We start from the raw sequence: 20,163 nt of genomic DNA, 5'->3' as shown, positions 1-20,163 counted from the left end.
ATCGGGCACAGGGGATCGGCGTGGCAGAAATGGTCGTTCAGAGCGATGTAATCGACGACGCCGGACCGTATGACCGCGCCAAGGCCTTGAGCGCGTTCAAGCTCGGCGACGTCACCTTCTACTGGATCACGCGGCTGTCCGCGATCTCGGTGCTCCTCATTCTCGGCGGCATCATCGTCTCGCTGATCGTCGGCGCGTTCCCGGCGATGAAGGAATACGGCTTCTCCTTCCTGTGGACGCAGCGCTGGGCGCCGTCGGCCGATCCGCCCGTGCTTGGCGCGCTTGGACCGATGTACGGCACGCTCGTCACCTCCTTCATCGCGATGCTGATCGCCATTCCCGTCGGTCTCGGCATTGCGATCTTCCTCACCGAGCTCTGCCCGCAATGGCTGCGCCGCCCGATCGGCATGGCGATCGAGCTGCTCGCCGGCATTCCCTCGATCATCTACGGCATGTGGGGCTTCTTCGTGCTGGGCCCGTTCCTGGCCAACACCTTCCAGCCCTTCATGATCAGGATCTTCGACGGCGTGCCCGTGCTGGGCGCGATCTTCGCCGGTCCGCCGTCCTATCTCAGCACGTTCAACGCCGCGCTGATCCTCGCCATCATGGTGCTGCCCTTCATCACCTCGATCTCGGTCGACGTGTTCAAGACGGTGCCGCCGGTGCTTAAGGAGGCCGCCTACGGCGTCGGCTGCACCACCTGGGAAGTCGTCCGCAGCGTGGTGATCCCCTACACCCGCGTCGGCATCATCGGCGGCGTCATGCTGGCGCTGGGCCGCGCGCTCGGCGAGACCATGGCGGTGACCTTCATCATCGGCAATTCGTTCCGCATCTCCTCATCGATCTTCGCGCCGGGCACCACGATCTCGGCGGCGATCGCATCCGAATTCGCCGAGAGCGACGGCCTGCACCAGTCCGGCCTGATCCTGCTCGGTCTCTTGCTGTTCGTGCTGACGTTCTTCGTGCTGGCCGCAGCGCGGCTGATGCTGATGCGGCTGGACAAGAAGGCGGGGAAGTAACGTCATGGCGCTCAATCCGATCTATTCGCGTCGTCGCCGCAAGGACATCGTCATCCGCGGGCTCTGCTTCGCCGCGGCCGCCTTCGGCGTCACCTGGCTCGCGCTGATCCTGATCACGCTGCTCTTCAACGGCCTGGCCGGCCTCAATCTTGAGATCTTCGTCGCGGATACGCCGCCGCCGGGTTCGACTGAAGGCGGCCTGCGCAACGCGATCGTCGGTTCGATCATCATGACGTTGATCGGCGTCGGCATCGGCGCGCCGCTCGGCCTGTTCGCCGGCACCTACCTTGCCGAATACGGCCGCAACGACCGGCTGACCTCGGTAATCCGCTTCATCAACGACATCCTGCTCTCGGCGCCCTCGATCATCATCGGCCTGTTCATCTATGGCGCGGTGGTGGTGCCCATGCGTGGCTTCTCCGCGATCGCAGGCAGCCTGGCGCTCGCCGTCATCGTGATCCCGGTCGTGCTGCGCACCACCGAGGATATGCTGCTGCTGGTGCCGAATCCCCTGCGCGAGGCGGCCTCGGCGCTCGGTCTGCCACGCTCGCTGGTGATCAAGCGTATCGCCTATCGTGCGGCCCGATCGGGCCTCATCACCGGCGTGCTGCTCGCCACCGCCCGCGTTGCCGGCGAGACCGCGCCGCTGCTTTTCACCGCGCTGTCGAACCAGTTCTTCAGCCTCGGCCTGAACAAGACGATGGCCAACCTGCCGGTCACCATCAACAACTTCGTCCAGAGCCCCTACGCCTATTGGAAGCAGCTGGCCTGGAGCGGCGCGCTGCTGATCACGCTCACCGTGCTTGCCCTGAACATTGGCGCGCGCATCGTCGGCGCCGAGAGGACTGCAAAATGACCGACCTGTCCGTATCCATGAGTTCCAACGCTCATCTGGCCTCGCAGCCGCTGCCGGAAGCCCCGGCCAAGGTGACGGTGCGCAATCTCAATTTCTATTACGGCGAGCACCACGCGCTGAAGAACATCAACCTGACGCTGGGCGCCAACCGCGTCACGGCGTTCATCGGCCCGTCGGGCTGCGGCAAGTCGACCCTGCTGCGCATCTTCAACCGGATGTACGACCTCTATCCGGGCCAGCGCGCCACCGGCCAGCTCATGCTGGACCAGACCAACATCCTCGATCCCAGGCTCGACCTCAATCTGCTGCGCGCCCGGGTCGGCATGGTGTTCCAGAAGCCGACGCCGTTCCCGATGACGATCTACGAGAACATCGCCTTCGGCATCCGCCTCTACGAGAAGATCTCGAAATCCGAGATGGACGACCGCGTCGAGAAGGCGTTGCGCGGCGGCGCGCTGTGGAACGAGGTCAAGGACAAGCTCAACGCCTCCGGCCTGTCGCTCTCCGGCGGCCAGCAGCAGCGCCTGTGCATCGCCCGCACCGTCGCGGTGCGCCCCGAAGTGATTTTGTTCGACGAGCCCTGCTCGGCGCTCGACCCGATCTCGACCGCCAAGGTCGAGGAGCTGATCCAGGAACTGTCCGAGAACTACACGATCGCGATCGTCACCCATAACATGCAGCAGGCGGCGCGCGTCTCCGACAAGACCGCCTTCATGTATCTCGGCGAGCTGATCGAGTTCGACGACACCAGCAAGATCTTCACGTCGCCGAGCGACCGGCGCACGCAGGATTACATCACCGGCCGGTTCGGCTGAGGAGACGCGACATGGGTACTGAACATACCGCAAAAGCTTTCGACACCGACCTCCAGGAGCTCACCCGCCTGGTCGCCGAGATGGGCGGCATCGCCGAGCGCATGATCGTCGATTCCGTCGGCGCGCTGATCCGCCGCGACGTCGCGCTCGGCCAGCGCGTCGTCACCATCGACGCCGAGCTCGACGCGCTGCAGAAGCGCATCGAGGAACGCGCGGTGCTCACCATCGCCCGCCGCCAGCCGATGGCGGTGGATTTGCGCGAGATCGTCGGCGCCATGCGCGTTGCGACCGATCTCGAGCGCATCGGCGACCTCGCCAAGAACATGGGCAAGCGCGTCGCCGCGCTGGAGACCGACTTCCATCCGCTGAAACTCTTCCGCGGCCTGGAGCACATGACCGACCTCGTGCAGCAGCAGGTCAAGTCGGTGCTGGACGCCTATGCCGCACATGATCTGCCGGCGGCGATGGCGGTGTGGAAGGGCGACGAGGAAGTCGACGCGATCTGCACCTCGCTGTTCCGCGAGCTCCTCACCTACATGATGGAGGATCCGCGCAACATCTCGTTCTGCATCCATCTGATGTTCTGCGCCAAGAACATCGAGCGGATCGGCGACCACGCCACCAACATCGCCGAGACCGTGTTCTACATGATCGAGGGCCAGGCGATCACCGACAAGCGGCCGAAGGGCGACATGACCACCTTCGCCACGACGGTCCCGAATACCTGAAGACTTGAAGGAGCGACGACCCGATGGGCGCACGCATTATGGTGGTTGAGGACGAGGAAGCTCTCACCGAGCTGCTTCGCTACAACCTCGAAGGCGACGGCTATGACGTCGAGACGGTCATGCGCGGCGACGACGCCGACACCCGCCTCAAGGAACACATCCCGGACCTGATCGTGCTCGACTGGATGCTACCGGGCCTGTCAGGCATCGAGCTGTGCCGCCGCCTGCGCACGCGGCCCGACACCAAGCAGCTGCCGATCATCATGCTCACCGCGCGCGGCGAGGAGAGCGAGCGGGTGCGGGGACTTGCGACCGGCGCCGACGACTACATCGTCAAGCCGTTCTCGGTGCCGGAGCTTTTGGCGCGCGTGAAGGGCCTGCTGCGGCGCGCCAGTCCTGAGCGGCTCGCGACAGTGCTGGCCTATGGCGACATCGAGCTCGACCGCGACAAGCGCCGCGTGGCGCGCTCGGGCCGGCCGATCGATCTCGGTCCGACCGAATATCGCCTGCTGGAGTTCTTCCTGGAGCATCCCGGCCGCGTGTTCTCGCGCGAGCAACTGCTCGACAGCGTCTGGGGCCGTGACATCTACATCGACGAGCGCACCGTCGACGTCCATATCGGCCGCCTGCGCAAGCTGCTCAATCTCGGCCGCGAGCAGGACCCGATCCGCACCGTCCGCGGCGCCGGCTACGCGCTCGACGATCGCTTCGCGAAGGCAGAGCAGACGTAAGGTTTGCAGGCGTTGGGTTTGGTGGGCTGCCGCCCCACCCTCAGTGTCGTCCCGGACAATCGTAGCGAAGCGAAGCGCCGATCCGGGACCCATAACCACAGGGCGTGGTTTGGCGAAGACTCGGAGTGACCATCTCGCGCAACAACTGCGCCCTGTGGTTATGGATTCCCGCGTTCGCGGGGATGACACCGAGTGGTTTGAGCCGTCATCGTGTGACGGCTGCCGTCTTTGCGATCAGTTAGATCCGCTCAGCGCGGGCCCGGCTTTGCCGGGGCGCGACGGCGATCCGCCGCCGGCTGATACGCCACGCGCGAGTGCTGGGCACAGTAGGGCAGGCCGGACAGTGCCTTGCCACCGCAGAAGAAGAAATCCGGGCTCGAGGGATCGCCGACCGGCCAGTGGCAGGTCGCCTCGTTCAGCTCGAGCAGCGACAGCCGCTGGCTCATCGGCACCACGTTGTCGTAGGTGACCGGTTCAGCCTCCACCTCGACCTCGAAGGCCTGTGCCAGCGCGGTGTTGCCGCGCGCGATGGGGCGGGTCACCCGCATCATGTGCTGCGCGGGACGCGCCTTGCGCGGCCGGGGCGCTGCCGATGAAGGGCTCTTGGCGCGGCCGGACAGACCGAGCCTGTGCACTTTGCCGATCACGGCATTGCGGGTCACATTGCCGAGCTCAGCTGCGATCTGGCTGGCCGAAAGTCCGGCCTCCCAGAGCTTTTTCAGCTGCTCGACGCGATCGTCGGACCAGGTCAAAACCGTCATTGCACCCTTTCCCTCGCTACGCGCCAGCCATCCTGGGGCCTCGCAGCGATTGCCTAAGTCTTCAAAAACCCGTGCCGCCAGAATCCCTTAAGGCTCGCCGGGCGCGTGACTGACGCCCGAACGTTTACGCCGGTACATGAGGACTCTTGAGATCAGAACCGCTGCACGAGATGTCGTATCTGACAATCCAAACGCTACAATATGGCGTGACTCCCGCGCAAGAGTCCGCCGACTCGCTTCCACATGTTCCGTGGTGAAAACCCGCAAAATCGGCACCGCAAGACTACGGATTCAGCGTTTCCCGAGGCTTTCCGGGCGGCATTGACACCCGTCTTGCCAAGCATAAGATAGTCCCGCGTGCCGCCCTTAAAAGGCGGCACGTTTCGTTTTCCGGGCCGGTCGATGGTGCGTTGCGCAATGCACGCGTCACACCGTCCTCAACATTCAAGTGACATCATGACTAACAGCGCAGCGCCGCATTTGCTCCCCGTTTTCGCCAGAGCCGACCTCGGCTTCGAGCGCGGCGAAGGCTGCTGGCTGATCGCGACCAATGGCGATCGCTATCTCGATTTCACCTCGGGCGTGGCTGTGAATGCGCTCGGCCATTGCCACCCGCATCTGATCAAGGCGCTGCAGGAGCAGGCGACGAAGCTCTGGCACATGTCGAACCTGTTCCAGAGCCCGGATGGCGAGAAGCTCGCCAACCGGCTTTGCAACGAGAGCTTTGCCGACTTCGTGTTCTTCTGCAATTCGGGCGCCGAAGCGCTGGAGGGCGTGATCAAGCTGGTCCGCCATCATCACTTCTCCAAGGGCCATCCGGAACGTTATCGCATCATCACTTTCGAAGGCGCGTTTCACGGCCGCACCCTGGCAACGCTCGCGGCGACCGGCTCTGCAAAATATCTCGAAGGCTTCGGCCCGCCCATGGAAGGCTTCGACCAGGTGCCGCATGGCGATATCGAGGCCGTCAAGAAGGCGATCGGCCCGCACACCGCCGGCATCCTGATCGAGCCGATCCAGGGCGAGGGCGGCGTGCGCTCGGCAACGCCGACCTTCCTCAAGGCGTTGCGCCAGCTTTGCGACGAGAAGGGCCTGCTGCTCGCCTTCGACGAGGTGCAGACCGGCATGGGCCGCGCCGGCGATCTGTTCGCCTATCGGCGCACCGGCGTCACACCTGACGTGATGTCGCTGGCGAAGGCGCTCGGCGGCGGCTTCCCGATCGGCGCTGTGCTGGCGACCGCGGATGCGGCAGCCGGCATGGGGCCCGGCTCGCACGGCTCGACCTTCGGCGGCAATCCGCTGGCGATCTCCGCGGCCAATGCGGTGCTCGACGTCATGCTCAAGCCCGGCTTCTTCGACCACGTGCAGAAGATGTCGCTGCTGCTGAAGCAGAAGCTCGCCTCCGTGATCGACCGTCATGGCGATGTCGTCAGCGAAGTGCGCGGCGAGGGCCTTCTGATCGGCATCAAGGCCGTGGTGCCCTCCGGCGATCTCGTCGCGGCACTGCGCAATGAAAAACTGCTCACGGTGGGTGCCGGCGACAATGTCGTGCGTTTCCTGCCGCCGCTGATCGTGACCGAAGCCGAGATCGAGGACAGCGTCGGGCGGCTCGAGCGCGCCTGCGCCGCAATCTCGTCCAGCCAGACCAAGCGGGCGGCAAGCTGATGAGCAAGTCCCCGAAGCACTTCCTTGATATCAACGAGCTGCCGCTGTCGGAGCTCAAGACCATGCTCGCGGCGTCCTCCGCCATGAAGGCGAAGCAGAAGGCGCAGCAGCCGGTCAGGCCCCTTGAAGGCAAGACGCTGGCGATGATCTTCGAGCGCCCGTCGACCCGGACACGCGTGTCGTTCGATGTCGCGATGCGTCAGCTCGGCGGCGAGCCCATCATGCTCACCGGTGCCGAGATGCAGCTCGGCCGCGGCGAGACCATCGCCGACACCGCGCGCGTGCTGTCGCGCTATGTCGACGCCATCATGATCCGCATCCTCAACCACGACGCGCTGCTGGAGCTTGCGGCCAACGCCACCGTGCCCGTCATCAACGGCCTGACGCGGCGCTCGCATCCCTGTCAGGTGATGGCCGACCTCATGACCTATGAGGAGCATCGCGGCCCGATCGAGGGCAAGACGGTGGCCTGGACCGGCGACGACAACAACGTGCTGGCGTCCTGGGCTCACGCAGCCGAGCGCTTCAAGTTCCAGCTCAACGTCGCAACGCCGCCGGAGCTCGCGCCGAAAAAAGCGATGCGCGACTTTATCAAGGCGACCGGCGCGCCGATCATGCTCGGCACCGACCCGGAAGCCGCCGTGCGCGGCGCCGACTGTGTCGTCACCGACACCTGGGTTTCGATGGGCGACAAGGAAGGCGAGCATCGTCACAACGTGCTCAAGCCCTATCAGGTCAACGGCAAGCTGATGTCGCTGGCCAAGCCCGATGCGCTGTTCATGCACTGCCTGCCCGCCCATCGCGGCGAGGAGGTCACCGATGACGTGATCGACGGTCCGCAATCGGTCGTGTTCGACGAGGCCGAAAATCGCCTGCACGCGCAGAAGGGCATTCTGGCCTGGTGCTTTGACGCGGTGAAGTAAGGGCGCACGAAGCCCGGCCGCGGCCTCACACACAACTGTCGTCCCGGACAAGCGCGCCTAAAGCGCGCGCAGATCCGGGACCCATAACCACAGGAAGTCGTTTGGCGAGGACTCGGAGTTGTCATCGCTGGCTGCAACGTAGTCCTGTGGTTATGGGTCCCGGATCTGCGCTTCGCTACGCTACGCTTGTCCGGGACGACAGCAGGCTTGAGACGGCTTGATACAGTCCAATTCGCATCCGGAACACGCCACCCAGCGCCCCTTCCAATTCCCACCCTCCGACCCCAGATAACGCCCCATGGTTTCCCAATCCCCTCAGATGAAAGCCGGCCCCGAAGGCCCGGTTCGCGCGCCATCAGCGGTTCCGATCGATGACGCCGTGTTGCCCTACGAGGTCGATGCGCTCGACGTGCGCGGGCGCCTCGTGCGGCTTGGCCCGGCGCTCGACGAGATCCTGACCAAGCACGATTATCCGGCGCCGGTCGGCAAGCTGCTCGGCGAGGCCATCGTGCTGACGACGCTGCTCGGCTCGGCGCTGAAATTCGAGGGGCGCTTCATCCTGCAGGCCCAGACCGACGGCCCGGTGTCGTTCCTGGTCGTCGACTACATGGCGCCGGATCGCCTGCGGGCCTATGCGCGCTTCGATGCCGCGCGTCTCGGCGATACCAGGGATTCCGGCACGCTGCTCGGCCGCGGTCATCTCGCCATGACCATCGACCAGGGCCCCGACATGAGCCGCTACCAGGGTCTGGTCGCGCTCGACGGCGGCAGCCTCGAAGACGCCGCCCACGAATATTTCCTGCGCTCCGAGCAGATCCCGACGCGCGTGCGCCTCGCGGTCGGCGAGGAATGGCGCTCCAACGACGGCGGCAAGCATCGCTGGCGCGCCGGCGGCATGCTGATGCAGTTTCTGCCGAAGGCGGCGGAGCGCGCGCGGCAGGCCGATCTGCATCCCGGCGATGCCCCCGATGGCGTCGAGGTGCACAGCGTTGCCGAAGACGACGCCTGGGTCGAGGCGCGTTCGCTGATCGAGACCGTCGAGGATGTCGAGCTGATCGATCCCGAGCTCTCCGGCGAGCGGCTGTTGTTCCGCCTGTTTCACGAGCGCGGCGTGCGCGTGTTCAATCCGATGGTCCTCAAGGCGCAATGCTCCTGCTCGCGCGATGCGGTCGCATCGATGTTGAAGAGCTTCTCGCCCGACGACCGCGCCGCCATGGTCAAGGACGACAAGGTCGTCGTCACCTGCGAGTTCTGCAGCTCGGTGTACGATTTCACGCCGGACGAGGCCGGCGTGGAGGACGCGTAGCGAGCTCTCGTAGGGTGGGCAAAGGCGCACTTGCGCCGTGCCCGCGATCTCTCGATGACGACCAAAAACGTGGGCACGCTTCGCTTTGCCCACCCTACGGCAGCTTGCTGTGTCGCCCTCTGTCAATCCGCCTTGCTAAAAACATTCCACTTTACCGAAATTCGGTTTTGTCGTATCTATCGCCCATCCCGGCTCACCCAAGAGGGGCGATCTTGTGTCGTCACGCATCGAGAGCCGGGCTTGCGGTGGACGCGGCAGCGTCGGCACGAGAGGTGTGGGCAGGGCGGGTAATCCCTGTGAGCCCGTAACCGCGTGTAGATGAGCGGCGCTGTTCAGTTCGTCTCGCCACATTCTTCCGGCAACGTCGACAAGGCCGGGAGATAATGTGGTGACCAGCGAATGCGCGTACGGCAAAACCGTGTGGTCCAGGCCGTCGTTGCTACGGTCAAGCCTTTCGAAGATGCGCGCGAGCCCAACCGGGTGGACGGCATCGTCAATTCGAACGGCGAGGGAGGCCAGAACGAACTCGGCTCCCGGGAGATCACGGCATAAGCCGTCCAACCATCGCGCAGGGAAGGCCGAGTGATCGGCGACACCTGTATGCTGCTGTGCGGTCTTCTTGCGTGTGCTTTTCGCGCAGCAGACCGCGGGTGCCAGCCGGCACCCGGTCTTCCCTGCGCCCTCTTGGCTTTATGAGGGTGAAGCGACGAAGCAAAGCTCGGGCGATTCAAGCCGCGAGGCCGCGGAGGCGTGTCTGCAAATTGGCTGTCGTAGGATGGGTAGAGCGAAGCGAAACCCATCATGCTTCCGCGAGGATGAGGGACGATGGGTTTCGCTTCGCTCTACCCATCCTACTTTGCTGCTTGCCAAGCGCCCCAATATCGTAGGGTGGGCAAAGCGAAAGCGTGCCCACGATTTGTCTCCGAATTCGCGAAAAATGGTGGGCACGGCGCGTTGCGCCTTTGCCCACCCTACGGCAGCTGCGCAAGGAGCGTCGCTCCTAATTCAACACCCTCTTATTGTCCGGGCTGTCCAGCGAAAACGCCGGCACGTCGATCTCGAAGCGCTCGCCGCTTTCGGTGACCATCTGGTAGCGGCCGGTCATGAAGCCCGAGGCGGTCGAGAGCGGGACGCCGGAGGTGTATTCGAAGCGCTCGCCGGGGGCCAGGATCGGCTGCTCGCCGACCACGCCCTCGCCCTTCACCTCCTGCTGGCGCCCGGAGGCATCGGTGATGATCCAGTGCCGCGCCTTGAGCTGCACGGTCTCCTCGCCCGAATTGACGATGACGATGGTGTAGGACCAGAAGTAACGGGAGCGGTCGGCCGACGACTGCTCCGGAACAAAGTTCGGCTCGACGGTCACTTCGATCTGGCGGGTCACGGCGCGGTACATGGTTGCTATCATACCGAAATCGGGCGCTGGAACCAAACGCCGGAGGCGGCTTTGGCGACATCGTCCCGCCAGAATTCAAAGGGAATGACACCCGGACGTGATCCGGCCGCTTTGCGAGATGACGACCGGACCGGTACACTCCTCAACGTCGCGATTTGCGGAAGGGTTTTTAGGCCCCGATGACCATTGCCGACCATGTGACGGGATCGACGATCGCGGGAACCGCCAAGCCTGCAGACGCCAAGCCTGCAGACAGCACGCCTGTGGACAGCAAGCCCGCGGGCGCGAAGACGCGCGCGACCGCACCGGCCATCACGCTGCCCGCCATCGGCGAGCGCGAGCTCCGGCTCGACCTGTTCCGCGGGCTGGCGCTGTGGCTGATCTTCATCGACCATCTGCCGCCGAGTCTGCTGACCTGGTTCACGATCCGCAATTACGGCTTCAGCGACGCCACCGAGATCTTCATCTTCATCTCCGGCTACACCGCCGCCTTCGTCTACGGAAGGGCGATGCTGGAGAGCGGCGTCGTCATCGCCACCGCGCGCATCCTGCGCCGGGTCTGGCAGATCTACGTCGCCCACGTCTTCCTGTTCACGATCTTCCTCGCCGAAATCTCCTATGTGGCGACCCGGTTCGAGAACCCGCTCTACACCGAGGAGATGGGTATCATGGATTTCCTCAAGCAGCCCGACGTCACCATCGTGCAGGCGCTGCTGCTGCGTTTCCGCCCCGTCAACATGGACGTGCTGCCGCTCTACATCGTGCTGATGCTGGCGCTGCCGCTGATCCTGTGGTCGATGAAATGGCGCCCCGACGTCACGCTCGGCCTCTCGGTCGTGCTCTACGCGGTCACCTGGGAGTACGATCTCTACTTCTCCGCCTATCCGAACGGCTTCTGGGCCTTCAATCCGTTGGCCTGGCAATTGCTGTTCGTCTTCGGGGCATGGTGCGCGCTCGGAGGTGCGCGACGGATGTCGCGTATCCTGGCTTCGCCGGTGACGATGTGGATCGCGATCGCCTATCTCGCCGCGGCGTTCTACGTGACGCTGACCTGGTACGTGCCGCAGCTCTCCCAATTCATGCCGAAGCGGGTCGAGCAGTGGATGTATCCGATCGACAAGACCGATCTCGACGTGCTGCGCTTCACGCATTTCCTGGCGCTGGCCGCGCTCACCGTCCGCTTCCTACCCCGGGATTGGCCGGGCTTGAAATCGCGCTGGTTGCGACCATTGATTCTATGTGGCCAGCATTCTCTCGAGATCTTCTGCCTCGGCGTCTTTCTGGCCTTCGCCGGGCATTTCATTCTCGCCGAAGTCTCCGGCGGCGCAGCCATGCATGCGCTGATTAGTCTCTCCGGGGTCCTGATCATGTGGGGCGTGGCCTGGGTGATTTCGTGGTACAAACGCGTGGCTGACAAGAGCGGTGCGAAAACCAAAAACGCCGTCGGCAACGCCGATCTGGCGGGAGGGGGCTGATGAAGGCGAAGGTTCTCCTGAGCCTGGTCCTGCTATGCGGTAGCCTCGCCGCGCCTGTGGCGCGCGCGGGCGATGCCGCGCCTGCCGGTGCGCCCGCGGCGTGCGAATTGCCGTCTTATCTGCTTACCAGCGAAAGCCAGCTTCCTAAGGTCGCCGAGGCCGTCAAGGCTGGCAAGCCGCTCGAAATCCTGGTCGTCGGCAGCCGCTCGACCACGATTCCGTCCTCGGAGGGCAGCTCCTATCCGGCGCGCATGGAAGCGGTTCTGAAGGAAAAGCTGCCACCGTCAGAAGCGGTGCACGTCTCCGTAGAAATACAGAGCAAGAGAACGGCGGAGGAGGCCGCCTCGACCTTCGTTAAGCTGGTGGAAGCAAAGACGCCTACTTTGGTCATCTGGCAGACCGGGACCGTGGATGCTATCCGATCCATCGATCCCGACGAATTTCGGAGCGCGGTGACCGACGGGGTTGTTGCGCTGCAAAAGGCAGGGGCCGACGTCGTCTTGATGAATTTGCAGTACAGCCCGCGCACCGAAACCATGATCTCGGCGCAGCCTTTTCTCGATAATATGCGCGTGGTGGCGCAGGAGCACGACATCCCGCTGTTCGATCGCTTCACGATCATGCGGCAGTGGAATGATCAGGGTCAGTTCGACCTGTTCAGTCCGTCCCGCGGGCCCGAACTGGCGAAGCAGGTTCATGATTGCCTTGGCCGGGCGTTGGCACAGTTCGTGATCGACGCAGCCCATCTGGAGCCGGCCCAGCAGCAAAATTGAGGTCTAGCGTTAATGAGTTCTCTCCGCCCTTTTTGCCTGACGGCATGGCTGGCCGCACCTGCAGCAGCAGTGCTGTTGTTGCTGGCGCCAGCCTCGCATGCGCAGACCCAAGCCGCGCAGGCGACACAAGCACCGGCGCAGTCGGCTGATCCCGCTCCCGCTTCGCCGTCCCAGACCACCGTTGCCGTGACCTCGCCCGAGCAGCGCGGCATCACGGCGCGCGCCATCGACAAGGTGAAGCAGGTCGCCAAATCCGCCGGCGACGTCTTCAACCGCGTGCCCTGCCTGCCGTCAAAGGGCGGCTCGAAGGCGATGGGCTCGCTGCTGCATGTTGCAAGCAAGCTCGTGGCCGGCCAGCCCGTCCTCATCGTCGCGTTCGGCTCGTCGTCGACCGCAGGATTCGGCGCGAGCTCGCCGGAATTCAATTATCCGAACCGTCTTGCTGCCCAGCTGCGCCGCCACTATCCGACCGCCGACATCACCGTCGTCAATGCCGGCGTCGGCGGCGAGGATGCGCCCGAGATGATGAAGCGCCTCCAGACGCAGGTGATCGACGTGCATCCGGATCTCGTGATCTGGCAGGTCGGCACCAACGCTGTGCTGCGCAACCTCGATCCCGGCGACACCGCCAAACTGGTCGAGGACGGCATCAGCCGCATCCAGGCCGCCGGCGGCGCCGACATCGTGCTGGTCGATCCGCAATATTCGCCGGCCGTCAACCAGCGCGGCGAAAGCGCCGGCAAGATGGTGAAGCTGCTCGGCAAGGTCGCCGAGCTGCGTCACGTCGGCATCTTCCCGCGCTTCGAGGTGATGCGCGACTGGCACGAGAACCAGTCGATTCCGGTCGAGAGCTTCGTCATCGCCGACGGCCTGCACATGAACGATTGGGGCTATGCCTGCTTCGCCCAGCTGCTCGGCGACGACATCATCCGCTCGGTGGGGCAGATCAAGCTGGGCGTGAACGTGCCCGCGGACGTAAGAACGTATCGGCCGATGTAGCTTGCTTCACCCTCCCCTGGAGGGGGAGGGTCGATCGCGCGAAGCGCGAGCGGGGTGGGGTGATCTCTCCACTCGGGCACTGTTGGATGTGGGAAGACCGTCACCCCACCCCGCTACGCATTCCGCTTCGCTGCATGCGTAGCAACCCTCCCCCTCCAGGGGAGGGTAAGAACCTCACGCCTTCTCCAGCGCCGCGGTCAGATCCTCGATCAGATCATCGGCATGCTCCAGCCCCGCGGAGAAGCGGATAAAACCTTCGCTGATGCCGAGCGCGGCGCGGTCCTCCGGCTTCAGGCGCTGATGCGTCGTGGTCGCCGGATGCGTGACGAGGCTCTTGGCGTCGCCGAGATTGTTGGAGATCTTCGCCAGTTTCAATTCGTTGAGCACACGGAACGCCGCGGCCTTTCCGCCCTTCACCTCGAAGCCGACCAGCGTCGAGCCGCCGCGCATCTGCTTTTTCACCAATGCTGCCTGCGGATGATCGGCGCGGCCCGGGAAAACCAGTCGCGAGATCTTCGGATGGCTCGCCAGCACGTCGGCGATGCGCGCGGCCGTATCGGTCTGCGCGCGCACGCGCACGCCCAGCGTCTCCAGGCCCTTGAGCAGGACCCAGGCGTTGAACGGCGAGATCGACGGGCCGGTCTGGCGCATGAAATTGTGGATGTGCTCGGCGATGAAGGCTTCCGACGACAGGATGATGCCGCCGAGGCAGCGGCCCTGGCCGTCGATATGCTTGGTCGCGGAATAGACCACGACGTCGGCCCCGAGCGCCAGCGGGCTCTGCCAGATCGGTGTTGCGAACACGTTGTCGACGACGAGCCGCGCGCCGCCCTTGTGCGCGATCTCGGCAATCCCTGGGATGTCGAGCACATCCAGCGTCGGATTGGTCGGGCTCTCCAGGAAGAACGTCTTGGTGTTCGGCCTCACGGCGCGCTGCCATTGGTCGAGGTCGAGCCCGTCCACCAGCGTGGTCTCGATGCCGTAGCGCGGCAGCAGGTCCTGGATGACGTAAAGGCACGAGCCGAACAGGGCGCGGGAAGCCACCACGTGGTCGCCGGCCCTAAGCGGCGCCAGGATCGCAGTCGTCACCGCGGCCATGCCGGTCGCCGCCGAGCGGGCGGCTTCGGCGCCTTCGAGCTCGATCATGCGGCGCTCGAACATCGCGATGGTGGGATTGGAGTAGCGCGAATAGATGAAGCCCGGATCCTCGCCCTTGAACCGCGCCTCGCATTGCTCGGCAGTGTCGTAGACGTAGCCCTGGGTCAGGAACAGCGCCTCCGACGTCTCGCCATATTGCGAGCGCAGGGTGCCGGAATGGACCAGGCGGGTTTCGGGACGGTAGTTGGTGGTCGATTTCGACATAGGTACCTCCGACATGACCGTCTCGTCGAAAACGGTCACAAAAAAACCGGCCTGGATATCTCCACGGGCCGGGATCACAGAGGTCCCCGGCCTGTTTAGCGACTTATTTAACGTGGCTGCAAGCCGGCCGGCTCAAATCACCACGGGATAAGTGATGCTCATATTCCGCAATGCCCTTTCCGTCAAGGCGTCCATCGGATAGCCGTAAAAGACTTGTATTTCCGGCATGTCCGGATGCATCTGCCCCCTGAAGAGGACCCCCGGTTGACGTTCACGGTTGCGCCCGACGCCAATGGTATCCTGCCCGACCGCATGATCGCGGCGATGGCGGCGGCCGGGCTCATCCTGCCCGCCTATGACTTCGTCGAGAGCCAGATCCAGCCGGCGAGCCTCGATCTGCGTCTCGGCGACATCGCTTATCGCGTCCGCGCCAGCTTCCTGCCCGGTCCCGGCGCCACCGTCGCCGAGCGCATCGACGAATTGAAGCTGCACGAATTCAGCCTCGCCGACGGAGCGGTGCTGGAGACCAACTGCGTCTACATCGTGCCGCTGCTGGAGAGCCTCGCGCTGCCGCCGGAGATCGTCGCGGCTGCGAATCCGAAGAGCTCCACCGGCCGGCTCGACGTCTTCACCCGCGTCATCGCCGACGGCACCCGCCGCTTCGACATGATCGGTGCCGGCTATCACGGCCCGCTCTATGCCGAGATCAGCCCGAAGACGTTTCCGGTGCTGGTCAGCGAGGGCTCGCGTCTGTCGCAGGTGCGCTTCCGCACCGGTGACGCCATCCTCAATGCCGACGAGCTCGACGGCTTGCATGCCGCCGAGCGCCTCGTCGACGTCGACGATGCTGATCTCTCCGGCGGCGTCGCCGTCTCCGTCGATCTCTCCGGCGAGAAGGCAAACGGCTTCGTCGGCTACCGCGCCAAGCGCCACACCGGTGTCGTCGACGTCGATCGCCGCTCCGGCTATTCCGTCGAGGACTTCTGGGAGCCGATCTCGGCTCGTCCCGACGGCAGCCTGATCCTCGATCCCGGCGAGTTCTACATCCTGGCGTCGAAGGAAGCGGTGCAGGTGCCGCCCGACTATGCCGCGGAGATGGTGCCGTTCGATCCGCTGGTCGGCGAATTCCGCGTGCATTATGCCGGATTCTTCGATCCCGGCTTCGGTTATGCCGGCGCGGGCGGAAAAGGCGCGCGCGCCGTGCTGGAAGTGCGGTCGCGCGAAGTGCCGTTCATCCTCGAGCATGGCCAGATCGTCGGCCGCCTCGTCTACGAGAAGATGCTGGCCCGTCCCGACGCGATGTACGGCCAACGCATCGGCTCGAACTATCAGGCCCAGGGCCTCAAACTATCGAAGCATTTTCGGGTGTAGCTGCCCATTTTACTGTCATGCCCCGGCTTGACCGGGGCATCCAGTACGCCGCGGCCTGTCGGCTCTATAGTGATCGCCTCTGGAATACTGGATCGCCCGATCCTCGTGCGCAATTGCGCACTGGTCGGGCGATGACACCGGTGTGTCAGGATGCGAAGCGAAATTCGGGCTACATGCAAGGTGGTGACATGAGCAACCAATCCGAACTCGACGCAAAGATCGTCGAAGACGTCGCGGATGCGCTGATCTATTCGGATCGCTCCGGCACGATCATGCGGTGGAACCGTGCAGCGGCGGCGCTGTTCGGCTTCTCCGCTGCGGAAGCGCTCGGCCAGAATCTCGATCTGATCATTCCCGAACACCTGCGCGCCGCGCACTGGAAGGGCTTTGAAGCTGCGCTGGCCAGCGGCAGCATGAAGCTTGCGGGCAGGCCGACACTGACCCGCGCGCTGCATAAGAGCGGGCGCAAGCTCTACATCGAGATGACCTTTGCGTTGGTGCGGGATTCCGGCGGCAACGTCTTGGGATCGGTGGCGATGGCGCGCGATGTCACCGACCGGGTCGAGCGAGAGCGCGCGGCCAAGACGCCACCGCAAACTTCGTGATGCGGAATTGGCGGGTGGCCACGCAGGGCGCTCTGCACGGGCGTCATGTTGCCTGCCGGAGGGTGCGGTGACACACTCGATCGCAACACGATCGGGAGCGAAACGAATGACCTCCGCAGCTGACGCCGCGCAGGAAGCCCAATGGAAGCGCTGGCGTGCGGTCGCCGACCTCTATCACGCCTATTTCACCGCCCTCATCCTCACCGTCGTCACGCGGCGCGGCACTGCGGATGCAGCGGAGTTCGTCTTCCGCGTGTTCCGCCGCCAGCAGCAGGAGCGCTTCCTGCCCGGGCTTAGGAAGCTGGGGATCGATCATCTGCCGCCGGCGGTGGCGGCCGCGCAATATCACTATCTCTCGAACTGGATCGGCGGCGTGCATGTCGAATACATGTATGAGAATGACGCCAAGGCCTGGATCCGCTATCCGCCGCCGCGCTGGATCTGGAAGGGCACCGCGATCTGCGGCGTGCCGGGCGAGGTCTCGCGCGCGATGCTGCGGGGATGGCACGCCAATAACGGCGTTGCGCTCGGCGATCTCAGGCTCGGCTTCGTCTGCACCAAGCAGAGCGTCGACGGGCAGGACGGGCTGGAAGGCTACTACCACCAGTACGATCATCCGCTCGAGCTGGACCAGCGGCTCGTGTTCGCGCGCCACCTCGAAGCGCCGCTGTTCGACGCGAAGACTGCGCCGGCTCTGCCGGTTGCGAGCTGGCCGAAACCGCGCCTCGAAAAAGCCTATCGCAACTATGCGATGGAGTATGTGCGCACGGCGGCGCCCGTGATGGTGCAGTTGTTCGGCCCGGAAGACGCCGGCTATCTGCTGCACCTCACCGGCAAGTTGATCGGGATGCAATATTTCGACGAAGTCGCCGCCGCGCTGGCGATGAGCCGCGGCGGGGCAAGCGAATTCGCGTCGTTCCTGAACGCGCTGTTCGCGGCGCAGGATGACACGGCCGAGACCTCGCAATCCGAAGGCACCTTCGAAATCCGCCAGCAGAGCTGGAAGCTGATGGACGACGTCGCCGATTATCACCCCGCCTGCGCCAGGGTGTTGGAGGGCTTGTTCGAGGGGCTAGCTGCGGGATGCGGGCGGCATATCGGCGTGCGCATGCGCGCTGCTGCTGGCGGCCGTCCGCCGCTGGTTTGGGCCGTGGAATAGGCGATGGCGCCGCCGCGCGCTTCGCCTCTCCCCGCAAGCGGGGAGAGGGAGAACAACAGCCGCAATCTCACGGGCTGAAATGCGCTGCCGCAGGGCACGCCTGCAGCTAGCGCAGGAGGAATCGCTGCGGGCCGTGCTAACAAGCCTCTCGCCGCGCCTTCTGCGCGAAGAAAATAATTGGCACACCTACGCATTGCCGCGCCGCAAATGGCGCCCCGTGCCCCGGAGAGGACATGTCCGACATCGCCGAAATCCCGGTCGATGAGCAAGAGCGTCCGCTGCCGCCGCCCCCGCCGCCGGTGCGAAGCGCGCTGACGGACGGGCCGATTCTGCGCACGCTGCTCTCCCTCGCCTGGCCCAACGTGATCGCGCTCTCGGCCGGCACCTGCACGGTGATCGCGGAGACCTCCTATATCGGCCGGCTCGGCGTCGAGGCGCTGGCGGCGATGGCGCTGGTGTTTCCGACAATCATTCTGACCATGACGATGTCGGGCGGCGCCATGGGTGGTGCGGTGGCTTCCGCCATTGCCCGCGCGCTCGGCGCCGGCGATCGCGAACGCGCCGCCACGCTCGCCGCGCATGCGATCCTGATCGGCATCAGCTTCGGCCTCGTCTTCATGCTGGGCATGCTGATCTTCGGGCCGCGGGTGCTGGAAATGCTCGGCGGCCGCGGCGCCGTGCTGACCCACGCCGTCGCCTACACGCAGGTTTTTTTCGGCGGCGCCGTGCTGCCCTGGCTGCTCAACACCATGGCCGGCGTGCTGCGCGGCACCGGCAACATGAAGCTGCCGTCGTTCCTGATCCTCAACTCGGCGGCCTGGCAGATCGTGCTCGGCGGCACGCTGGGCCTCGGGCTCGGGCCGGTGCCGCAGTTCGGCATGCGCGGCGTCGCGGCCGGCGCGCTGATCGCCTATTCCATGAACATCTGCATCATGGGCTGGTACCTGTTCTCCGGCCGCGCCCGGGTTACACCGAAGCTGCGTGGCCTGCGCATTCAGTGGGCGATGTTTTTCGACATCCTGAAGGTCGGCGCGATCGCCTGCTTCTCGCCGCTGCAATCGGTGCTGACGATCTCGATCTTCACCCACATGCTGGCGAAGTTCGGCACCACGATCCTCGCCGGCTACGGCATCGGCGCGCGGCTCGAATTTTTGCTGACCTCGATCGCGTTCTCGTTCGGCATCGCCTGCGTGCCGATGGTGGGGATGGCGATCGGCGCAGGCAACATCGCGCGCGCCCGGCGCGTCGCCTGGATCGCCAGTGCTGCCGCCTTCGTGGCCGTCGGGGCGCCGGCGTGCGTCGTTGCGATGTTCCCCGATCTCTGGATCAACATCTTCACCGACAGCGCGGCCGTGCGCGCGGCGAGCCATCAATATCTCTCGACGGTCGGACCGTTCTACGCATTCTTCGGCATCGCCACGACGATGTATTTCTCCTCGCAAGGCGCGGCCAAGGTGATCGGGCCGGTGCTGGCGCAGACGGCGCGGCTGATCTACATCTCGGCGGCCGGCTGGTGGCTGTCGACCCACGATGCGACCGCGCAGAGCTTTTTCTGGCTGGCCGCAAGCTCGATGGTCGTGCTCGGCCTGCTCTCGTTCTCCAGCGTGGTGCTGACGCGCTGGGGACCGCGCGCGAGCAAGGCTGCGATCAGGCCGGCTCTATCGGGCGCCGCCGATTAGCGATGCCTGTGGCGGCGATGGCCGCCGCCGCCGACATTGGCGAGCCGCATCAGTTGCGGAATCATCGCCATCATGTCGCCTCCACCGGAACCGCCGATCATGCCCATGATGTCGCCGCCACCAACGCCGCCATAACCGCCCGGCATGGTACCGCCCATCGGGGTGTAGCCGCCGTAATTGGGTGCGCCGAAGCCGCCGCCGAGATTGCCGCCGCCACCGAGGCCACCGCCCATCATGCCACCAAGCCCTCCGCCGCCGTTCTCCATCATGCGGCTCATCATCGGGCCCATGGTCTGCATCATCATGGCGAAGCGGCGCTTGCCCATCTTCGCCTTCATCATCTCCAGCATCGGGGCCATCTGGGTCATCATGTCCTCGCCGCCGGCACCTCCGCCGCCGAGGAACTGCGCCTTCGCCGGCGAGCTCGCGACTGAAAACAGCAGCAGCACGGCGGCCGCCTGGCAGATCACCTTGTCCGCACCTCTCATGGCATGCTCCTCGCGTGCGTGGCGCCGCCGGGAGAGCGGAGTCAACCGGACGCAC

20 protein-coding genes and 1 riboswitch are annotated in these 20,163 nt (G+C 64.9%); of the genes, 16 read left to right on the top strand and 4 right to left on the bottom strand.

What is annotated here, in order from left to right; genetic code table 11:
• Positions 1 to 29 precede the first annotated feature (29 nt).
• From pstC to phoB, 5 genes are read left to right on the top strand one after another with little or no spacing between them, the layout of a single operon-like run.
• Positions 30 to 1,019 (top strand): phosphate ABC transporter permease subunit PstC, encoded by a 990-nt coding sequence (gene pstC / locus GA0061098_RS34405; protein WP_165637792.1) that lies wholly within the window; start codon positions 30 to 32, stop codon positions 1,017 to 1,019.
• A gap of 4 nt (positions 1,020 to 1,023) precedes the next feature.
• Positions 1,024 to 1,875, top strand: a complete 852-nt coding sequence (gene pstA, locus GA0061098_RS34400) for a phosphate ABC transporter permease PstA (RefSeq protein ID WP_091965843.1) — start codon at positions 1,024 to 1,026, stop codon at positions 1,873 to 1,875.
• Positions 1,872 to 2,690 carry a phosphate ABC transporter ATP-binding protein PstB gene (gene pstB, locus GA0061098_RS34395; protein ID WP_028139784.1) on the top strand — a complete coding sequence of 273 codons (819 nt, stop codon included), beginning with the start codon at positions 1,872 to 1,874 and terminating at the stop codon, positions 2,688 to 2,690. The genes pstA and pstB overlap by 4 nt, the downstream gene beginning before the upstream one ends.
• A gap of 11 nt (positions 2,691 to 2,701) precedes the next feature.
• The gene (phoU, locus tag GA0061098_RS34390; protein ID WP_038946908.1) at positions 2,702 to 3,418 is read left to right on the top strand and encodes a phosphate signaling complex protein PhoU; all 717 of its coding nucleotides are present in this window, start codon (positions 2,702 to 2,704) and stop codon (positions 3,416 to 3,418) included.
• A 23-nt stretch (positions 3,419 to 3,441) separates the two neighbouring features.
• Positions 3,442 to 4,149: a phosphate regulon transcriptional regulator PhoB gene (phoB, locus tag GA0061098_RS34385; protein ID WP_018316913.1), complete on the top strand. Its 708-nt coding sequence runs from the start codon at positions 3,442 to 3,444 to the stop codon at positions 4,147 to 4,149.
• 248 nt (positions 4,150 to 4,397) lie between these two features.
• Here the strand turns inward: phoB and GA0061098_RS34380 are convergent, their stop codons facing one another.
• Positions 4,398 to 4,910: a GcrA family cell cycle regulator gene (locus GA0061098_RS34380; RefSeq protein ID WP_014491301.1), complete on the bottom strand. Its 513-nt coding sequence runs from the start codon at positions 4,908 to 4,910 to the stop codon at positions 4,398 to 4,400.
• 456 nt (positions 4,911 to 5,366) lie between these two features.
• Here GA0061098_RS34380 and GA0061098_RS34375 point away from each other — a divergent pair, with 456 nt between their 5' ends.
• The 4 genes from GA0061098_RS34375 to GA0061098_RS45320 all read left to right on the top strand — a co-directional run bounded on the left by GA0061098_RS34375 (position 5,367) and on the right by GA0061098_RS45320 (position 9,356).
• Positions 5,367 to 6,575, top strand: coding sequence for an aspartate aminotransferase family protein (locus tag GA0061098_RS34375; RefSeq protein ID WP_091965842.1), 1,209 nt, complete (start codon positions 5,367 to 5,369; stop codon positions 6,573 to 6,575).
• A complete protein-coding gene (argF, locus tag GA0061098_RS34370) occupies positions 6,575 to 7,498 on the top strand; it encodes an ornithine carbamoyltransferase (RefSeq protein WP_091965841.1) in 924 nt (307 codons plus the stop codon). Before GA0061098_RS34375 ends, argF begins: the two co-directional genes overlap by 1 nt.
• 298 nt (positions 7,499 to 7,796) lie before the next feature.
• Positions 7,797 to 8,804 carry an Hsp33 family molecular chaperone gene (locus GA0061098_RS34365; protein ID WP_091965840.1) on the top strand — a complete coding sequence of 336 codons (1,008 nt, stop codon included), beginning with the start codon at positions 7,797 to 7,799 and terminating at the stop codon, positions 8,802 to 8,804.
• A gap of 399 nt (positions 8,805 to 9,203) precedes the next feature.
• Entirely contained in the window at positions 9,204 to 9,356 is a 153-nt protein-coding gene (locus GA0061098_RS45320) for a hypothetical protein (protein ID WP_165637785.1), read from the top strand.
• A gap of 448 nt (positions 9,357 to 9,804) precedes the next feature.
• Here GA0061098_RS45320 and apaG read toward each other — a convergent pair whose 3' ends face one another.
• Positions 9,805 to 10,197 carry a Co2+/Mg2+ efflux protein ApaG gene (gene apaG / locus GA0061098_RS34355; protein WP_165637784.1) on the bottom strand — a complete coding sequence of 131 codons (393 nt, stop codon included), beginning with the start codon at positions 10,195 to 10,197 and terminating at the stop codon, positions 9,805 to 9,807.
• A 179-nt stretch (positions 10,198 to 10,376) separates the two neighbouring features.
• Here apaG and GA0061098_RS34350 point away from each other — a divergent pair, with 179 nt between their 5' ends.
• From GA0061098_RS34350 to GA0061098_RS34340, 3 genes are read left to right on the top strand one after another with little or no spacing between them, the layout of a single operon-like run.
• Positions 10,377 to 11,672, top strand: coding sequence for an OpgC domain-containing protein (locus GA0061098_RS34350; RefSeq protein WP_091965838.1), 1,296 nt, complete (start codon positions 10,377 to 10,379; stop codon positions 11,670 to 11,672).
• Entirely contained in the window at positions 11,672 to 12,445 is a 774-nt protein-coding gene (locus GA0061098_RS34345) for an SGNH/GDSL hydrolase family protein (protein ID WP_091965837.1), read from the top strand. The genes GA0061098_RS34350 and GA0061098_RS34345 overlap by 1 nt, the downstream gene beginning before the upstream one ends.
• Before the next feature lie 12 nt (positions 12,446 to 12,457).
• Positions 12,458 to 13,444 carry an SGNH/GDSL hydrolase family protein gene (locus GA0061098_RS34340; protein ID WP_091965836.1) on the top strand — a complete coding sequence of 329 codons (987 nt, stop codon included), beginning with the start codon at positions 12,458 to 12,460 and terminating at the stop codon, positions 13,442 to 13,444.
• A 174-nt stretch (positions 13,445 to 13,618) separates the two neighbouring features.
• Here GA0061098_RS34340 and GA0061098_RS34335 read toward each other — a convergent pair whose 3' ends face one another.
• Positions 13,619 to 14,806, bottom strand: a complete 1,188-nt coding sequence (locus GA0061098_RS34335; protein WP_165637791.1) for an O-succinylhomoserine sulfhydrylase — start codon at positions 14,804 to 14,806, stop codon at positions 13,619 to 13,621.
• Positions 14,807 to 14,880: 74 nt separating this feature from the next.
• Positions 14,881 to 14,960: riboswitch (SAM riboswitch) on the bottom strand.
• 80 nt (positions 14,961 to 15,040) lie between these two features.
• Between GA0061098_RS34335 and GA0061098_RS34330 the strand changes: the two genes are divergently transcribed.
• The 4 genes from GA0061098_RS34330 (at position 15,041) to GA0061098_RS34315 (ending at position 19,620) form a co-directional block, all read left to right on the top strand.
• Positions 15,041 to 16,177: a 2'-deoxycytidine 5'-triphosphate deaminase gene (locus tag GA0061098_RS34330; protein ID WP_091965835.1), complete on the top strand. Its 1,137-nt coding sequence runs from the start codon at positions 15,041 to 15,043 to the stop codon at positions 16,175 to 16,177.
• A gap of 188 nt (positions 16,178 to 16,365) precedes the next feature.
• Entirely contained in the window at positions 16,366 to 16,782 is a 417-nt protein-coding gene (locus GA0061098_RS34325) for a PAS domain S-box protein (RefSeq protein WP_091965893.1), read from the top strand.
• A gap of 106 nt (positions 16,783 to 16,888) precedes the next feature.
• A complete protein-coding gene (locus GA0061098_RS34320; RefSeq protein WP_091965834.1) occupies positions 16,889 to 17,941 on the top strand; it encodes a hypothetical protein in 1,053 nt (350 codons plus the stop codon).
• Between the two features lie 233 nt (positions 17,942 to 18,174).
• On the top strand, positions 18,175 to 19,620 hold the full coding sequence (locus GA0061098_RS34315) for an MATE family efflux transporter (protein WP_091965833.1): 1,446 nt from the start codon (positions 18,175 to 18,177) through the stop codon (positions 19,618 to 19,620).
• Here GA0061098_RS34315 and GA0061098_RS34310 read toward each other — a convergent pair.
• Positions 19,617 to 20,108: a hypothetical protein gene (locus tag GA0061098_RS34310; RefSeq protein WP_165637782.1), complete on the bottom strand. Its 492-nt coding sequence runs from the start codon at positions 20,106 to 20,108 to the stop codon at positions 19,617 to 19,619. The genes GA0061098_RS34315 and GA0061098_RS34310 overlap by 4 nt on opposite strands.
• Positions 20,109 to 20,163 lie beyond the last annotated feature (55 nt).

This window comes from Bradyrhizobium shewense, from assembly GCF_900094605.1.
Taxonomy (GTDB): domain Bacteria; phylum Pseudomonadota; class Alphaproteobacteria; order Rhizobiales; family Xanthobacteraceae; genus Bradyrhizobium; species Bradyrhizobium shewense.
This window is presented reverse-complemented; position numbering and strand designations above follow the sequence as displayed.